The organism is Pseudomonas sp. BO3-4 (genome assembly GCF_034044115.1).
Lineage (GTDB): Bacteria > Pseudomonadota > Gammaproteobacteria > Pseudomonadales > Pseudomonadaceae > Aquipseudomonas > Aquipseudomonas alloputida.
The window spans coordinates 2,522,034-2,539,796 of record NZ_CP139018.1 but is presented as its reverse complement, the minus strand read 5'-3'; the positions used below and the strand labels follow the sequence as shown (position 1 = coordinate 2,539,796).

14 protein-coding genes are annotated in these 17,763 nt (G+C 65.4%); 1 reads left to right on the top strand and 13 read right to left on the bottom strand.

What is annotated here, in order from left to right; translation table 11 throughout:
* Positions 1 to 219: 219 nt before the first annotated feature.
* The 13 genes from REH59_RS11810 to REH59_RS11750 all read right to left on the bottom strand — a co-directional run bounded on the left by REH59_RS11810 (position 220) and on the right by REH59_RS11750 (position 16,876).
* Positions 220 to 921: an NAD(P)H-dependent oxidoreductase gene (locus REH59_RS11810; protein WP_004576441.1), complete on the bottom strand. Its 702-nt coding sequence runs from the start codon at positions 919 to 921 to the stop codon at positions 220 to 222.
* Between the two features lie 43 nt (positions 922 to 964).
* The gene (locus REH59_RS11805; protein WP_014860014.1) at positions 965 to 2,377 is read right to left on the bottom strand and encodes an aldehyde dehydrogenase family protein; all 1,413 of its coding nucleotides are present in this window, start codon (positions 2,375 to 2,377) and stop codon (positions 965 to 967) included.
* Complete coding sequence (locus REH59_RS11800; protein ID WP_014860013.1) at positions 2,370 to 3,560, bottom strand: pyridoxal phosphate-dependent aminotransferase; 1,191 nt, start codon at positions 3,558 to 3,560, stop codon at positions 2,370 to 2,372. The genes REH59_RS11805 and REH59_RS11800 overlap by 8 nt, the downstream gene beginning before the upstream one ends.
* 24 nt (positions 3,561 to 3,584) lie before the next feature.
* The gene (gene alr, locus REH59_RS11795; RefSeq protein WP_014860012.1) at positions 3,585 to 4,814 is read right to left on the bottom strand and encodes an alanine racemase; all 1,230 of its coding nucleotides are present in this window, start codon (positions 4,812 to 4,814) and stop codon (positions 3,585 to 3,587) included.
* Positions 4,815 to 4,848: 34 nt separating this feature from the next.
* Positions 4,849 to 6,456 carry a 5-guanidino-2-oxopentanoate decarboxylase gene (locus REH59_RS11790; protein ID WP_014860011.1) on the bottom strand — a complete coding sequence of 536 codons (1,608 nt, stop codon included), beginning with the start codon at positions 6,454 to 6,456 and terminating at the stop codon, positions 4,849 to 4,851.
* Entirely contained in the window at positions 6,449 to 8,566 is a 2,118-nt protein-coding gene (locus tag REH59_RS11785) for an acetate--CoA ligase family protein (RefSeq protein ID WP_014860010.1), read from the bottom strand. Before REH59_RS11785 ends, REH59_RS11790 begins: the two co-directional genes overlap by 8 nt.
* A 17-nt stretch (positions 8,567 to 8,583) precedes the next feature.
* Positions 8,584 to 9,744: an acyl-CoA dehydrogenase family protein gene (locus REH59_RS11780; protein ID WP_014860009.1), complete on the bottom strand. Its 1,161-nt coding sequence runs from the start codon at positions 9,742 to 9,744 to the stop codon at positions 8,584 to 8,586.
* A 33-nt stretch (positions 9,745 to 9,777) separates the two neighbouring features.
* Complete coding sequence (locus REH59_RS11775) at positions 9,778 to 10,572, bottom strand: enoyl-CoA hydratase/isomerase family protein (protein ID WP_004576437.1); 795 nt, start codon at positions 10,570 to 10,572, stop codon at positions 9,778 to 9,780.
* Between the two features lie 238 nt (positions 10,573 to 10,810).
* A complete protein-coding gene (locus tag REH59_RS11770; RefSeq protein WP_003256132.1) occupies positions 10,811 to 12,217 on the bottom strand; it encodes an amino acid permease in 1,407 nt (468 codons plus the stop codon).
* 196 nt (positions 12,218 to 12,413) lie between these two features.
* Positions 12,414 to 14,666 carry a hybrid sensor histidine kinase/response regulator gene (locus REH59_RS11765; protein ID WP_014860007.1) on the bottom strand — a complete coding sequence of 751 codons (2,253 nt, stop codon included), beginning with the start codon at positions 14,664 to 14,666 and terminating at the stop codon, positions 12,414 to 12,416.
* A complete protein-coding gene (locus REH59_RS11760; protein WP_108190630.1) occupies positions 14,663 to 15,445 on the bottom strand; it encodes a substrate-binding periplasmic protein in 783 nt (260 codons plus the stop codon). The genes REH59_RS11765 and REH59_RS11760 overlap by 4 nt, the downstream gene beginning before the upstream one ends.
* Complete coding sequence (locus REH59_RS11755; protein WP_003256139.1) at positions 15,442 to 16,158, bottom strand: response regulator; 717 nt, start codon at positions 16,156 to 16,158, stop codon at positions 15,442 to 15,444. Before REH59_RS11755 ends, REH59_RS11760 begins: the two co-directional genes overlap by 4 nt.
* 73 nt (positions 16,159 to 16,231) lie before the next feature.
* Entirely contained in the window at positions 16,232 to 16,876 is a 645-nt protein-coding gene (locus REH59_RS11750; protein WP_010954566.1) for a TetR family transcriptional regulator C-terminal domain-containing protein, read from the bottom strand.
* Between the two features lie 116 nt (positions 16,877 to 16,992).
* Between REH59_RS11750 and REH59_RS11745 the strand changes: the two genes are divergently transcribed.
* A complete protein-coding gene (locus REH59_RS11745) occupies positions 16,993 to 17,739 on the top strand; it encodes an enoyl-CoA hydratase-related protein (protein WP_003256141.1) in 747 nt (248 codons plus the stop codon).
* Positions 17,740 to 17,763: the final 24 nt, after the last annotated feature.

Here is a 17,763-nt window from a genome sequence, read left to right as displayed (position 1 = left end):
GAGGTTCGCAGAACATCGTATGCCGACAAAATGTTGGGGCTGCTTTGCAGCCCTTTCGCGACACAAGGCCGCTCCCACAAGGACGGCGCAGCCTTCGAAGCTGGTGGTAATCCTGTGGGAGGACGGCGCAGCCTTCGAAGCTGGCGGTAATCCTGTGGGAGCGGCCTTGTGTCGCGAAAGGGCCGCAACGCGGCCCCAGTGCTCAGTACAGGAGAAAGGTCACGTCAGCGGGTACAACGCTTCATCGAACTGCGCCAGGCGCGGGAACACCAGTGGCTGGTCGTCCGAGAGCTGCTCCAGACGCTGCCGGTATTGCTGCAGAAAGTCCTGCCGCGCAGCAGCACTGATGTAAGGCACATGCCAAGCCACGAACGGCGGCAGCACCTCGAACCCGACGTAGGCCAGCGTGCCCCGCAGGATCGGCCGCAGCATGTCTTCCAGCGGCCCGTGAATCGCGCCATCGCCAAACATGTGCTCGCGCCCGCCCAGGGTCACGGTCACCAGCGCCTTCTTGCCCGCCAACCCGCCCTGGTCGTAGAAGCGCTTGCCGCCATAGCACACCCCCGACACCAGCACCCGGTCGATCCAGCCCTTGAGCATGGCCGGAGCCGAGAACCAGAAAATCGGGAAGTTCAACACCAGCAAGTCGGCCCACAACAGCTTGTCCAGCTCCTGCTGGATATCGGCGGCAATGGCACCGCGCTTGACGCCCTGACGCTGCTCCAGCGCATACACGAGGTACTCGGGGTTCTCGCGCTGGGTAAAGTCATCGGCACTGGCCACCGGGTTCCAGCCCATGGCGTACAAGTCACTGACCTGCACCTGATGACCTTGGGCACGGAAGGTTTCCACAGCCTGGTCACGCAGGGCTGCCGTGAACGATTGCGGTTCGGGGTGAGCGTGGACGATCAGTACATTCACAAGCATTCTCCTTACACAAAACAGGTTGTCTTCCAGCGGTGGCTCAGCACTGTACGGCTTTCACCTCGACGAACTCGGCCAGGCCCTCTTCGCCCCACTCGCGACCGTTGCCCGACTGCTTGTAGCCACCGAACGGCGCCCGGTAGTTGAACCCGCCCCCGTTGATGAAGCACTGCCCGGCCCGTATCTGCCGCGCCAGCGCCAGGCCGTGCTCGCGGCTGCCCGCCCACACCGCGCTGGACAGGCCGAACGGCGAGTCATTGGCCAGCGCCAGCGCCTGGGCCTCGTCGGCGTAGGGGATCAGGCACAGCACCGGACCGAAGATTTCTTCCTGGGCAATGCGCATGCGGTTGTCGACGTCGGCGAACAACGTGGGCGCCACGTAGAAGCCGCGCTCGAAGCCGCCGTGATTACCACCGCACAACAAGCGCGCGCCCTCCTCCTGGCCCTGGCGAATGTAGTCGAGCACCGTGCGCCGCTGGCCTGCCGAACACATCGGCCCGAGGAAACTGGCGGGGTCACGCGGGTCGCCCATGACCAGTGCGCGGGTCTCGGCCTGGGCAATGTCCAGCGCCTCGGCATAGCGGCTGGCCGGCAGCAGCATGCGGGTCAGTGCCGTGCAGGTCTGCCCCGAGTTGATCATCACGTCCTGCACGCCATAGCGCACCGCAGCGTGCAGGTCGGCATCGGCGGTAATCAGCAACGGTGACTTGCCTCCCAGTTCCAGGCATACCCGCTTCACCGTCGGCGCAGCCGCTTGTGCCACCCGCACCCCGGCACCGGTTGAGCCGGTGAACGACACCATGTCCACCTGCGGGTGCCGGGCCAGGGCTTCACCGACCTTGGCACCTGGGCCGCTGACCAGGTTGAACACCCCTGCCGGCAGGCCGATGGCGTCGATCATTTCGGCCAGCACAAATGCGTGTAGCGGCGTTTCCTGGCTGGGTTTGACCACCACCGTGCACCCGGCAGCCAGGGCCGGCGCCAGCTTGCCGATCATCTGGTGCAGCGGGTAGTTCCACGGGTTGATGAATGCGCACACGCCAACGGCCTCACGGTACACCAACGAGTTGCCGACTTCGCGCACCTCGTCCATCAGCCCGGCCAGTTCGGCGTATTGCTCCAACCCGGCAATCGGGCCTTCGACCTGCACCGCCTGGCACCACTGCACCGGCATGCCCAACTCGTCGGTGATGACCTCGGCCATTTGCGCCGCACGGTTTTTCAGCTGTGCGACCAATGCCCGGATGTACCCGGCGCGCACGCTGGACGGTGTGCGCGACCAGCCATCGAAGGCCCGCCGCGCCGCCATCACCGCCCGCTCGACATCGGCCTCGGCGCCCAAGGGTACCCGGCCAATGGCCTGCTCGGTGGCCGGGTCGATCACCTCAGCCATGCCCTGCCCGCTCGGCACCTGCCAGGCGCCATCAATGTACAGCCGCGCGTACTCACGCATGGCCGTACTCCCGTTTCAGTTCGTCGGCACAGCGGGCGATGCGCTGGCAGGCATCGACCAGCGCCGCATTGCCCAGCACCAGGCCCAGGCGGATATGCCCGGCAGCACTGGGGCCGAACGCTTCGCCGGCAAGCACCGACACGCCCTGGCTGTCCAGCAGGTAGTCGGCAAAGGCCTGGGCACTTACGCCGGTCTCACGAATATCGACCATCACGAACATGCCACCATCGGGCTTCAATGCCTTGAGGCCCGGGCAGCCGGCCAGCTGCTCGCACACCAGATCGCGCCGCTCGCGGTAGGCTTCGCGCATGGCGTCCAGCTCTGGCAACGGCTGCTCCAGCGCCACCACGGCGGCATCCTGGACGAAGTCCGGCAAGCCGTAGAGCATGCACAGGGCGAGGTTTTCCAGGTGCGTGGCCAGTGCTGTCGAGCTGACCACCCACCCCATGCGCCAGCCGGTCATGGCATGCGACTTGGACAGGCTGTTCAACGTTGCAGTGCGCTCGGCCATGCCCGGCAGGCTGCCGGGGCTGACATGCTCGCCTTCATACAGCAGCTCGCTGTAGACCTCGTCAGAGATCAGCCACAGATCATGGGCAATGCACAGTTCGGCCAGCGCCTCCCAGGTGGCGCGCGGCAGGCTCGCCCCCGAAGGGTTGTGCGGGCTGTTCAGCGCCAAAGCGCGGGTGCGCGGGGTAATGCGCTCGGCGACGTCACGCGGGCACACGCGAAAGCCATTCTCGGGCTTGACCGGTACCGGTACCACCTTGGCGCCACAGGCGCCGAACACGGCCTCGTAAGTGACATACATCGGTTCGGCAACGATCACCTCATCGCCTGGGTCGAGTATGCACTGGGCCACGCAGAACAGCGCGCACTGGGCACCCGCCAGCACGGTCACCTGGTCGACGCTCACCGCCTGGCCACTGCGCTGCCGGTGACGGTTGGCGATGGCCTGGCGCAGCGCCAGCTTGCCGCGTACATCGGCGTAATGGGTATGGCCAGCGCGCAGGCTGTCGATGGCCGCCTCGACGATAGGCGCGGGGGTGTCGAAGTCCGGGTCACCCACCGACAGCAGCAGGATGTCCTTACCCTCGGCCTGCAGCGCAAGGGCGCGGTAGTGGATGTCCCAGGCCGCAGCCCCGTCGCCGGCGATGCGTTGGGTAAGCTTGGCGTAGCGCATGGCAATCTCCCTTCTTTGGCGGTTTCAGTCGACGAGGATCTTCGGGTTGGAACTGCCCCACACGGTGTACAGGTCGGCCAGCAACGCGCCGTTGATTTCTTCCATCTCGGCCTGGGTGATTTCGCCCCCGGCCTGCTTGCCGAACAGCACCACTTCGTTGCCCCCCTTCACGTCCGGGAAGTCGGTGACATCGACCATCAGCGTGTTCATCGACACCTTGCCCACCACCGGCACACGGTGGCCGTTGATCAGCACATGGCCCTTGTTGGTGAATACCCGGCGGTAGCCATCGGAGTACCCGACCGTAATGTTGGCCAGGCGCGATTCACGGGCCAGGGTGAAGGTGCGGTCATAGCCCACGGTGTTGCCAGCCGGATAGCTGTGCACCGCAGCCACGTGCGATTTGAACTGCATCGCACGCTTGTACTCGGTGCGCGCCGGCACGGTGTCACCGAACAGCGCGCCCCCTGTTCGTACCATGTCCAGGCGCGCTTCCGGCACCTCCAGCGTAGCGAACGAGTTGGCGGCGTGCAGGGTGAGCTTGCTGCGGTCGAGCTTCGCGTGCTTGATCAACCAGTCAGTCTGCTCGTTGAAGGCCGCCAGGCCCTTGCGGACATCGTCCTTGTCTTCCACGGCGAAGTGGGTCATCAGCGCGACCAGCTTGAGGTGCTTCTGGTCGGTGATCTGCAGCGCTTCGCCACGGCCGGACCAGGTGGCCATCTCCACCCCGTTGCGGCTCATGCCGCTGGAGTTGAGCGCCATGTGAATGCGCAAGGTCTTGCCATGGCGCGCGGCGATGGCATCGGCCTGGCGGGCAAATTCCGCGCTGCCCACCAGCTCTTCCATGTCGTACTGCAAGCCATCTTCCAGCTCGCTGAGGCTGGCCAGGCGTACCCGCACCAGTTGCCCGGTGAAGCCACTGGCGCGGACCACGCGGGCCTCCTCGTTGCTGGCCACCGCCACGCAGGGCACGCCCTGGGCGATGATCGATGGCATTACCAGGCCGATACCGTGGCCATAGGCATCGGCCTTGAGCACGGCGCACAGCTTGGACTTGCCGGCCAGCTCGGCCTGCAGCGTGCGGATGTTGTGCTGCAGGGCGCTGGCGCTGACTTCGACCCAGGCATTGCTGTTTTGCACGGTCAGGGCATTGGTACCGTTGTCCATCGACAGCGGGGGGGCGGCATACAGTGGGGCTTGGCCGGTGATCAGCAGGGCCAGGGATGCGGCCAGAAGTGTACGGCGAAATGGCATGTGGGTTTCTCTTGTTCTTTTGGTTGTTCGCGGCTTAACAGACGCAGGTGTGTTTGAGTTCGATGAAGGTCACGCCGGGTGTGGCGAAACCGCTGGCCAGGTCGGCCTGCAGCGCGTCCAGATCACGCGGCTGGCGCACCGCGCAACCAAAGGCACGGGCCAGGCCGATGAAGTCCGGATTACGCGGCAGCACGCCGACCGGCTCGATGTTCAGGCCGAGCATGTCATCGCGGATCTGCCCGAGGGCGTCGTTGTTCCACAGCAGCACCACCAACGGCCGGTCCAGTTCCTCTACAGCCGTGGCCAGCTCCTGGGCGGTATAAAGGAAACCGCCGTCGCCCACCAGCACCAGGCCTGGGCGATGGTCGGTGGCAAGCATGCCGCCAATACCGGCTGGCAGGCCGTAGCCGAGTGTGCCGTAGCCGGTCGGATGCAGCCAGCTGCGCGGCGCCCGGCTGGCGAAGGCGTAGTTGCCGGTGTAGGCCAGTTGGGTCATGTCGCTGCTGATGAACGCATCGTCAGGCAGCACGGCGGCAATGCGGTCAAGAATCGCCTGATGGGTGGCCTGCAACGGTGCATGCCCATGACGAATGGCCTGGCGCAGGTTGCTCACCGCTTCGCTCGCCTGAGCAGGGTCTCGGTCGAGTGCAGGCAGGTGTTCGAGCAAACCGTCCACGGTTTGCCGGGCATCGCCCTGCAGGGCAATGGCACAGGGGTAGAAGTCGTTGAACTTGCGCGGGTCGATGTCCACGCGCAGCAGCTCGCCAGTGATCGGCAGGCGCTCGCGCCAGAAGTCGGTGTCGGCCATTTCGGTGCCTACGGCAAGCACCACATCAGCCTGGCTGATCAGCTGCCAGCCGGGTTCCACGCACAGGCTGGAACCGGCATTCAGGGGCGCCTGCGGCGGCAGCAGGCCCTTGCCGGCCACGCTGGTGAACAGTGGCGCTGCCAGCCGTGTACTGAGTTGCTGCAACTGCTCAGCCGCGTGCAACGCGCCACCCCCGGCAATGATCATCGGCCGCTGGGCGGCGGCAAGCTTCAGGGCAGCCTGCTCGAGGGTTTCGCGGCACGGCTGGCCACGCCCAGGACGGCGTACCACCTCGTCGCTCCAGTCCCGGCTGACCGATGCCGCCAGCACGTCCAGCGGCACCGAAATGTGCACCGGGCGCGGCCGTTCGCTGTCGAACACTGCCCAGGCGCGAGCGATCAGCTCGGGCAAGTCGTCGCCCTGCAGGGCCACCGCAGAAAACGCCGTGATGGGCGCAGTCATGGCGCGCTGGTCCTGGGTTTCATGCAGGCAGCCCCAGCCCTTGCCCAGGCTGGCGGTGTGGTTGACGCTGGAAATCACCAGCATCGGCACCGAGTCGGCATAGGCTTGGCCGATGGGGGTGGCGACGTTGGTCACGCCTGGGCCGGTAATGACGAAACACACCCCAGGCTTGCCACTGACCCGCGCATAGCCGTCGGCCATGAAGCCGGCGCCCTGCTCGTGGCGGGTCAGTACATGGCGAATGCCACTGCCCGGCAGGCCACGGTACAGCTCCAGGGTGTGCACCCCAGGGATGCCGAACACGGTCTCCACACCGTAGTTGGCCAACAACCGCACCAGCGCCTGGCCGGCTGTCAGGGTAAGGTCATTCATGTCGTTCTCCTTGCGCCTGGCCGAGGCGGATCAGCGCGTCGACCGCGGTGGTGCCATGGGCACCGACCATCAATGGGTTCACATCCAGCTCCAACAGCTGCCCGGCGTTTTCGCAGGCGTAGTCGGCCACCGCACGGATAGCTGCGACCAAGGCGTCGAGGTCGGCAGCCGGGCGGCCACGGAAGCCTTGCAGCAGGCTGGCACTGCGCAGCTTCAGCAGTGCGGCGCGGATGGCGCTGTCGGTGGTGGGCAACAACAGGCTGACACTGTCCTTGAGCAGTTCGACCAGCACGCCGCCGGCACCGATCACCAAGGCCAGGGCAAAGTCGTGTTCACGTTTGATGCCCACTATCAGCTCGGCCAGCGGCGGCTCGGCCATGGGTTCGAGCAGTACCTGGTCGAACGCGACGTGCGGGGCGTAGGCAGCGATGCGCTGGCGCATCTGCAACAGTGCAGCTTCCAGGGCGCGGGCATCGCGCAGGTTCAACGCCACAGCACCAGCTTCGGTCTTGTGCGGCAGCTGCGCGCTGACCGCCTTCAGTACCAAGGGGTAACCGACGCGGGCGGCGTCTGCCACGGCGCGTTCGGGCGTACTCAGCACGCCCGAAGGCACCGGCAGACCGAAGGCGCGCAGGGCCTGCTTGGATTGCCATTCGTCCAACAGTCGGCTTTCGCCCGTGAGGGCCTGGGGGCACAGCGGTACCCGCGCAGCCTCGCCCTGGTCCAGTAACCGCTGGCGGTTCCTTTGGTAAGCGACGATGCGCCCCCAGGCCGCCAGGCCGTCTTCCACGCCCTGCAGGGCAGCGATGCCCCGCGCATGCAGGCGCTCACGCGCACTGGCAGGCAACAGTTCCGGGAAAGCCGAGGTGACGAAGCCGATCTTGCCGTGGCGTTCAACGGCATCGCAGTACAGCCCCAGCAGCAGGTCACATTCCTTGCGCTCGCCGGTGAACGCCGCCGGGTAGTCCAGCACCAGCATCGCCGCGCCCGCGGCGCCGCTCAGGGTACTGTCGAGCATGCGTTGCAGGGCGGCCTCATCGCCCCAGATGGCTGTGGTGAAGTCCAGTGGGTTGACCAGGTTGGCATAGCCCGGCAACACCTCGGCCAGTGCCGCCACCTGCCCTTGCTCGAGCTTCGGCAGTTGCAGATCGTGGCGTTCGGCATAGTCGGCAATCAGGCCGGCATCGCCGCCTGAGCAGGCCAGCGCAATCAGCTCGCCATCTGCCGGCAAGCGTCCGCAGGCTGCGGCCTTGAGCGTTTCGACAAAGCTCACCGGGCCGCTGACGCGGATCACGCCCAGGCGCTGGAACAGGCTGTCGTACAACGCATCGGAGCCGGACAACGAGCTGGTGTGGCTGAGCGCCAGTTCAGCGCCGATCTGCGAAACGCCCGTCTTCAATGCAATGATCGGCGTACCCTGCTGCAATGCCTTGTAGGCGGCGCGTGCAAAGCCCGGCACGTTCTTCAAGCCTTCCAGGTGCAACCCGATGGCGGTTACCCGTGGGTCGTCGAGCAGCACATCCATCAGCTCGGCCACACCCAGTTGCGCCTGGTTGCCGACCGAGGCCATGTAGGCCACCGGCAGCGAGCGGTCGCTCATGGACAGGTTGTAGGCAAAGTTGCCGCTCTGGGTGAGGATCGCCACGCCCTTCTCCACCTGCTGGCCGCCATGGGCCACCGGCCAAAGGGCTGCACCGTGCAGGTAGTCGAGCAGGCCATAGCAGTTGGGGCCGAGCAGGGCCATGTTGCCGGCCGCAGCGAGCAGGCGCTGTTGCAACTGGCAGCCCTCTTCGCCGCTTTCGGCAAAGCCGGAGGCATAGCAGATGGCACCCCCGGCGCCACGCGCGGCCAGCTCGGCAACGCACTGCAACGTCAGCTCACGGTTGGTGGCGATGAACACCGCGTCCGGGGCGTAAGGCAAGTCGGCCACGCGGGCCACGCAAGGGATGCCTTCCAGGCTTTCATGCTGCGGGTTGACCAGCCACAGCTCACCGGCAAAGCCGCCTTCGGCGCAGCGCTTGAGCGCCCGCGCCATGCTGCGCCCGCCAACGAAGGCCAGGTGCCGGGGCGCCAGCAGGCGCTTGAGGTTGTCACGAATCGATTGCGACATGGGTGTTCTCCTGGCGCTCAGCGCAGCAGCGGGCGCAGCAGTTCGCGGGCGATGATGTGCCGCTGGATTTCCGAAGTGCCCTCCCAGATGCGCTCGATACGCGCGTTGCGCCAAATGCGCTCAACCGGCCCTTCGTCCATCAGGCCCATGCCGCCGAAGATCTGCACGGCTTCGTCGGCGACCTTGCCCAGCACTTCGCTGGCAAACAGCTTGGCCATGCCGGCCTCACCGTCGGTCATGTTGCCCTGGTCCATCTTCCAGGCGGTGTGCAGGGTGAGCATCTCGGCCGCGCGGATCTGCGTGGCCATGTCGGCCAGCTTGAACGACACCCCCTGGTAGCTGCCGATGGCCTGGCCGAACTGCTTGCGGTCGGCGGCCCATTGCAGTGACAGGTCGAGGGCGCGCTGGGCCTGGCCCACGCAGTTGGCGGCGACCATCACCCGGCCGGCGGTAAGCCAGGCATTGGCCACTTCCCAACCTTTGCCCACTTCGCCCAGCACCTTGCTGGCCGGCACCCGGCAGTCGTCGAAGAACAGCTCGTAGGTGTGATAACCACGGTTGCTCACGCACTTGGGACCACGGCGGATGGTCATGCCCGGCGTACCCCGGTCGACCAGCAAGGCGGTGACCGCATTGCGCTTGCGCCCGTTGTGCTCGTAGGTGTCGGTGACCGCGAAGACGATGGCAAAATCGGCGTGGCCGGCGTGGCTGATGAAGTGCTTGCTGCCGTTGATGACAAAGTCATCGCCGTGGCGCACGGCGCGGGTCTTGATGGCGTTGGCATCCGAACCGGCACCCGGTTCGGTGAGGGCAAAGCAGTCGGTTTTCTCGCCCTGCACACAAGGCAGCAAGTAGTCGTTGATCTGCTCGTCCTTGCAGGCCATGAGGATTTTCGACGGCCGTGCAACGAAGACATGCAGCGCCCAGGACACCTTGGACAGCTCACGTTCGATCAGCGCCTGGGACAGGTAGTCCAGACCGCCCCCTCCCACTTCCTCGGGCATGTTGAAGGCATAGAAGCCAGCACCGATGGCTTTGCCACGGATCTGCGCGGCCAGTTCGGGTGACACAGCGTCGGCGCGGTCCACCGCTTCCTCATGGGGCAGCAGCTCCTTGGCAACAAAGCTGCGTACCGCTTCCACCAACATTTCTTGTTCTTGGGTCAGTTGGAAATTCATCTGCGAAGGTCCTGATGAGGGTCGGGTATCGGATTACTGGCCGGTAAAACGGGGGGCGCGGCGTTCAACCGAGGCTTGCAGGGCCTCGGCGCCATCCTGGCTGCGGCCGCACAGCAGGCCGGCGTGGCGCTCAGCCTCCAGCTGCTCGGCGAGGGTGCGCCGGGCGCCGTCGCGGATCAGCTGCTTGGTCTGCGCATAGGCGAACGTCGGGCCATTGGCCAGGCGCCCGGCCAACTCGGCCGCCACGGCGGGCAGTTGCTCGTCGGCGCAGACTTCGCTGACCAGCCCAGCCGCCAGGGCACGCTCGGCGCCCCACAGTTCATCGAGGAACAACAAGCGCTTGGCCTGCTCGCTGCCGATCAGCCGTGGCAGGTGCCAGCTGGCGCCGGCATCGGGGCTGTAGCCCATGCTGGTGTAGCCGGCCTTGAAGCGCGCCGAGGCGGCGGCGATGCGCAGGTCGCAGCACAGGCTAAGGTCCATGCCACCGCCCACGGCGGTGCCGTTGATGGCGGCGATGGTGGGTTTGTCGAGGCTGTGCAGGCGCAACATCAGGGCATGGGCAGTTTCGGTCCAGCCATAGCTTTCCAGGGTGCCGGCAGCTTCGGCGGCAGCCCATTCGGCCAGGTCGGCGCCAGCGCAGAAGCTGCGGCCGCTGCCGGTCAGCACCACCACGCGTACGGCGGGGTCGTCGGCATGGCTGTCGAGCAAGGCGTGCAGTTGCTTGAGGGTGGGAATGTCCAGCGCGTTGCGCTGCTCGGGGCGGTTGAGGGTGATCCAGGCAACGCCAGCTTCGACCTTGCTCAACAGTGGCGACGACGGGGTAGTCATGGGGGCCTCGGTGTTGTTGTGATGGTTTTGGAGGGCTTGACGAGGAAGATACTAAACGAGTGTTCAACAAGACGGGATGGGCTGTTACAACTTCGCACAACTCGGTGTTTGGCGTTACACAAGGGCGTTCGTCGTGACGGCTTTATGGCCTGTGAGATCGCGCGCCGCGCGGGCGGTGCTCGATCTCACAGGTGCTGAACATGCAGCGATTGACACCCGCCGGCGACGAGCTGCGGCGTCAAACCCCTGGTGCGCTGGGTGCGAAGGCCCCCTGCCGGCGGCGGTTGACGAAGAAGTACGCCGCATAGCACAGGGCAATGAAGCCAAAGCCCCAATACAGCGACGGTCGTTGGGTTTCATCCAGCGCCAGGAACACGAACAGCGAGCTGCACAGGGTGATGCACAGCAGCGGCACCAGCGGGTACAGCGGCGCCTTGTACTTCAGGTCCTGCAGTTGCCCGCCGTCGCGCAGCCAGGCCTTGCGGAAGCGGTACTGCGCCAGGGCGATGACGATCCAGGTCACGGTGCCGGACATACCGCTTACCGCCATCAGCACCATGAACAGCGTGTCAGCCGCAACGAAGCTGGTCATCAGCGAAATCAGCGCAAAGCACAGGGTGATGCTGAGCGCCCGCAGCGGCACGCCACGCTTGCTCAGCGGCGACAGGCTTTTCGGTGCCATGCCAGTCTTGGACATGGCCCAGAGGATGCGCGTGGAGGCATACAACCCAGAGTTACCCACCGAAAGGATGGCCGTGAGGATGACGAAGTTCATCAAGTCGGCGGCGTAAGGGATGCCGACCATGTCGAACACCTGCACGAACGGGCTTTCCATCAGCCCGGCCTGCTCGTGCGGCACAATGGCCGACAGCACGGCAATCGCCAGCACATAGAAGATCAGCACGCGGAACACCACATTGCGCACCGCCCGCGGGATGCTTTTTTCCGGGTGCTCGGTCTCACCGGCAGCCACCCCCATGATTTCGCAGCCCTGGAAGGCATAGACCACGGTCATCATCACCGCGAACACTGCCGACAGGCCATGGGGGAACAGCGACTCGCCCACCAGGTTGTTCAGCATCGGTGCGGGTGCCCCGCTGCTCAGGGGGATGGCACCGAAGATCACCAGCAGGCCAATGACGATGAAGCCGAGGATGGTTGCCACCTTGATGCCCGAGAACCAGTACTCGGCCTCGCCAAAGGCACGCGTGGCCAGGGCGTTGAGGCCGAACAGCACCACCACGAACAGCGCCGACCAGTACCAGATCGGCACCTCCGGGAACCAGCGGGTCATCAGCATGCCGGCAGCGGTGAACTCCAGGCCTACGGTGGTGGCCCAGCTCATCCAGTACACCCAGCCGATCATGAAGCCGGTGGCCGGGCCAATGTACTTAGTGGCGTGGGCCTGGAACGAACCGGACACCGGCATCTGCACCGACAGCTCACCCAGGCAGACCATCACCAGGTACATCAGCAAGCCCGCGACCAGGTAAGCCAGGATCGCGCCCACCGGCCCACCCTGATTGATGGTTACGCCCGAGCCCATGAACAGGCCGGTTCCAATAACCCCACCCAGCGACAGCATGAAGATGTGTCGGCTTTTCAGGGCGCGGGTGAGCTGGATCTTTTCAACGTTGTCAGTCATGGCACACCTCGCCTTTGCGGCCGGTGCGTGGGAGGGTTCGAATGAGGGGCTGAGCGCTACGGCATGTCATTATTCTTGTCTCCAATAAGCCTCATGGACCGTGTGCAACACGGTTGCCATGGATTATTGGAAACGGATGTAAGACGCCGTTGTACGAACGGATCGAAGATGTAAAAAGTCGTAAGTTTTTTGTACGTCAGCTCTGGATCAACTGTTCCAGGGTCGCACGGGCCTGGCCGAGCTGGCTTGCCAGTGGCTCGGCAAGTGCGTTCAGCGCCTGCCCATCATGCTGGCGGGCGGCGTCTTCCAGGCGTCGCAACAGCGCAGCCAGGCCAGAAAAACCCAGGGAGTCGCAACTGCCGGCCAGGCGATGGGCCAGGTGCAGCACCTCGGTAAAGTCCTGGGCTGGCAGCGCCTCGGCCAACGCCGTGGCGTGCTGCTCCAGTGACTGGCGCAACACATTCAGCAGGCCCTGCAGCTTCTGCTCGCCCAGCAGCGAGCGGTGGGTGGCCAGCAGCGACCAGTCCATGTTTGCGTCAATACCGGCCTCTTCAGTCGGCGTTGCGTCGGCCAGCGCCTGGCGCAGGTTGGCCAGCCGCAGGGGCTTGGCCAGCACACCTTGCATGCCGGCTTCCAGGTAATCCGACAGTTGCCCCGGTTGCACGCCAGCGGTCAGCGCCACTATCCGGCTGTGGTGGTTAGGCCCGGGGGTGGCGCGAAGCTGCCGGCACAGTTCCACCCCGCTCATGCCGGGCAGGTGAACGTCCAGCAGGATCAGGTCGAAGCGCCGCTGTGCGCACAACTGCAGGGCCTGCCCGGCATCCTCGGCAAAGCTCACCCGGTGGCCATCGCGCACCAGCAGGCCGCTCGCCACCTCACGGTTCAGCGCGACGTCCTCGACCACCAGGATATCCAGGCTGGCGCTGACCGACTGGGCCGGGGTATTGGCCGCAACCGGCTGCCCAAGGGCGATGTCGAGTTCGAACCAGAAGCAACTGCCCTGCCCTTGTACACTGTCCAGGCCAATGCAGCCCCCCAGCTTTTCCACCAGGTGCTTGCAGATCGCCAGTCCCAGACCGGTGCCGCCGTAGCGGCGTGCCACGGCCTCGCTGGCCTGGACGAAGCGGTCGAAGATTTTTGCCTGTACGGCCGGCTCGATGCCGATGCCGTTGTCACTGACCGACAGCCGCAGGCGCTGCGTGGTCGCCTCGCTGACCAGCACCTGCACCTTGAGCCGCACCTGGCCGTGCTCGGTGAATTTGATGGCATTGGCCAGCAGGTTGCTGAGCACCTGACGCAGGTACTGCTCGGCGCCGTGCTGGTAACCGGCTAATTGCTCATCAATCTCCAGATGCAGTGTGTCGCCGTTGTCCGCGGCCATGGGTTCGAGCAGCGCCAGCACTTCCTGGCACAACTGGCGCAGCGAAAAGCCGACCAGCTCGGCGCGGCTCTCACCTTCTTCGAGCCGGGCGAAATACAGCACTTCGTTGAGAATCGCCAACAGCCCCTCGCCGGCCTTGTACAAGGCTTCCAGGCGCTGACGGTCGGCCGCTTCCAGCCGGCCACCGCGTAGCAGCTCGGCCATGCCCAGGATACCGTTGAGCGGGGTGCGCAGTTCGTGGCTCATGGTCGCCAGGAAGCGTGACTTGGCCAGGTTGGCGGCCTCGGCGTCATCCTTGGCCCGGGCCAGGCTGGCGGTACGTCGTTCGACCATGGCCTGCAGTTCGTCGCGCTTGTCTTGCAACGCCAGGCGGTCGCGTTCGCGGCGTTCAATGTCGCTGAGGATGGCGCGGCGCATATCGTCCAGGGCATTGGCCACCGTGTCGATCTCGTCAGGGCGCGATGAACGGCGGCGCCCCAGGCGCAACGGTTCCTGCCATTGGCCGGCGCCAATACGCCGGGCGAACTCGGCCATCACTTGCAGATGGCGGGTGACCAGGCGATAGAACAGCCCCGACAGCGCCACTGCCAGGCCACACAGGAACACGCCCATCCACAGCAGGCTGGCAAGGCCGGTGGCATACAACCGATGGTGCACCGCACCCAAGTCGATACTCACTTCAAGCTCACCCAGGTGCCTGGCGGGGCCCGAGGGGGGCTGATAATCCAGGGGGAAGCGCTCGATGCGCAGCGGCCCCTTGGGTTCGGCCTCCCCTCGCAGCAGTTGAAAATCATCGCTAACCAAGCGCACCCGGGCCACGTCGGAAAAATCCACCAGGCCGCGCAATTGCGTATCCAGCTGCGCCTCGTCCAAGTCCCACAGGCTGCGCTCCAGGCTGGCGAGGTAGCCTGCGCGGATCAACGCCATGCGCGCCTCGATGTCGCGCATCTCGCGGCGGTATTCGAAATACAGCTGCACGCTACTGGCCAGTACGGTAAAGCACAGGCTGAACAACAGGATGAACCGCAGCAGGCGGCGCAGCAGGCCATCGGTGTGCAGGCGAATCATCGGGCATCTGCCGGCAGGTTGATCATGTCGCGGTAGGTGACCTCGCTCTGCTCCAGCCAGCGCGCGATCTCGCCAGCCTGGTTCATGCGCCGCAACTGCGCGTCGATTTCGTCCATGTGCTGGCTCAGGGGTGATTGCCGCGATACGGCTACCCGCAGGTAGTCCACGCTCAGCGCGCTGGGCAATACGCGGATGTCCTGCGCGCCGGGCAGGTGCTCAATGAACAGTTGGCCGGTGCGCCGCTCCTGGATCACGTAGTCGATGCGCCCGCGGATCAGCTTGCCGAAATTCTGCTGACTGGACGATACCCGCTCGATGTTCTGGTGGCGGGCGACGAAGCGGTCGAATTCGGCGCCGTAGCTTTCGCCGTACAACAGGCCGCCACGGTAACCCGCCAGGTCCTCCAGCTGCTGGAACTGCACCGGTCGCTTGCGGTTGTAGAACACGGCCACTTCCTCGCGCACCACCGGCTCCGTGGAAAAACGCATGCGCTGGTCACGCTGGTCGCTGTTGTAGGCCAGGACCACGTCCACCCGCCCGGCGGCGGCGTCCATCAGGCAGCGCTTCCAGTTGCCCAGCACCACGGTTTGCACCTCGTAGCCCATGCGCGCGAACAGTTCACGCACCACGGTTGGGGCCAGGCCGCGCACCTGGTGGCCGTCGCTCCAGGAAATGGGCGGGTACACCGGGTAGTCACAGTAACGCACGGGCTCACTGGCACTGGCGTGCAGGGTGGGCAACGTCAAGGCCAGCGCCAATCTCCAGGCGCGATGAATCATGCTGCCACGCTGGCAGTGAACAGGTAGCCGGTGCCGTGAATGGTGATGATCAACTGCGGTTCGGCCGGGTCGTCATGCAACTTGCGCCGCAGGCGGCCGACCAGCACGTCGATGGAGCGGTCGTTGGGCACCCACTCGCGGTTGCGAATCTGGTCCATCAACTGGTCGCGGCTGAGGGTGTGGCCGCTGTTGCGCAGGAACACGCTGAGCAACTGGAACTCGCCGTGGGTCAGCAGGGTTTGCCCGCCACGGGCGTCGATCAGGCGCCGGCGGTCGGTATCCAGCGCCCAGTCGGCGAACTGCTTCAGCGATTGCGCGCAGGCCGGGGCGGGGTGCGCCTCGCGGGCATGGCGCACGCGGCGGATCAGGTTTTTCGCCCGGGACACCAGCTCGCGGGGGTTGAGTGGTTTGATCACGTAGTCATCTGCACCGCATTCCAGGCCAACGATGCGGTCTATGTCGTCATTGCGCCCGGTGACGAGGATGATGCCAACCTCCGAGCGCACCCGCAGTTCGCGGGTCAGGGTGAGGCCGTCCTTGCCGGGCAGGCGGATGTCCAGCAGCACCAGGTCGACATCCTGGCTGGCAAGCAGGGCTTCGGCCCTTTCCGCGGTGTCGGCGCAGTGTACGTCGTAGCCCTCCTGGGACAGGTAGGCCTGCAGCAAGTCACGAATAAGCGGATCGTCATCGACGATCAATACCCGAGGCGTCATTGCGTGTTGTCTCTTTTTATTGGTGTTGTTCTACACACTCGCGACAGCAGCGTACTCGTTACTGAACAGGTGATCAACAGCCCTCGGACAGGCTGAAGCGCCTCCGGCCACCGGCCTGCAGGCCGTCGACCCAGGCCTCGCAGATGATCACGCCCTGCTCGGGGGTGAAGGTGCCGGGGTTCAGGCCCGACTCCAGCCACAGGCCGTCGAGCAAGGCGCTCAGGCTGATGGCCGCCAGGTCGGCATCGAAGCCCTGCCAGCCCTCCTCTTCGGCCAGTCTGGCCAGCAGCTGGCCAAGTTCGTTGCGGTACTCGCCATAGGAGTGGTCGTGCACCTGGTTGATCGCGTCGGCGGTCTTCACCGCGCCCCAGAAGGCCAGCCAGGCATCGAGCAATTGCGGGTCGAGCAGCTCGGCGCAGAACGAGGCACGGAAGAACGCCGACAACCGCTCGCGGGCATTGGGCGCAGCTTGGGCCATGGCCTCGCGCAACAAACCCATCACCCGACCGGTGACGGCCATGTAAGCCTCTGCCACCAGTTCGTCCTTGCCCGCGTAATGGTGGCTGATCAGCCCGACGGAGACCCCGGCCTCAGCCGAGATCTTGCGGATCGAAGCCCCTTGGAAACCATGGCGTTTGAGGCACACCAGGGTCGCCTCGACCAGGTTGGCTTTGCGCAGTTCCGGCAGCATGCGGTGGTAGCGGGCTTCCTGAGTCATCGGTGGGTCTCTGGTTAGGGGCTGGACTGAACGACTGTACAACAAGCCGGACTGCGTGATAAACCCTAAGCGCCACTGCCCGGCAGGGCCCCCTCACAACAACAAAAGCGGCTGCCATGAACGACCTGATCACACGCGAGCTGGACCAAGGCCTGCTGACCCTGGCCTTCAACCGCCCCGACAAGCTCAATGCCCTGAACACTGCCATGTACCAGCTGCTGGGCGACCTGTTGCTGGCGGCAGGTGAAGACCCCGCTGTCGATGCCATCATCATCACCGGTGGGCCGCACTGCTTCAGCGCTGGCAACGACCTTCGCGACTTCCTCGACAACCCGCCCAGCGACCTGGACAGCCCGGTGTTCCGCCTGATGCGGGTGGTCATGGGCCTGGACAAGCCGCTGATCGCAGCGGTCAGTGGTGCGGCGATCGGCATCGGGGCCACCCTGTTGCTGCACTGCGACCAGGTGCTGGTCAGCCGCTCGACCAAGCTGCGCATGCCTTTCGCGCCGCTGGGTGTGTGCCCGGAGTTTGGTTCCAGCCTGCTGTTGCCGCGTGTGCTTGGCCAGGCCCGGGCGGCACGCTTGCTGCTGACCAATGCATTGCTGGATGGCGAACAGATGCTGGCCTGGGGGCTGGCCAATGAGCTGCATGAAAACGGCGAACAGTGCCTGGACGCTGCCCGCACGCTGGCGCGGCAGCTGCAAGGCTACCCGCAGGCTGCACTGCGGATCAGCAAGCGGCTGCTCAAGGACAGCCAGCGGGCGGAGCTGGAGGCCACGGTGGCGCGGGAAAGCCGACTGTTCATCGAGTGCTTGCGTACTGAAGAAGCGCGGGCAGTGCTGCGAGGGCTGATCAAGGGTTGAAGGGGCTGGCGCGATCTTCATGGG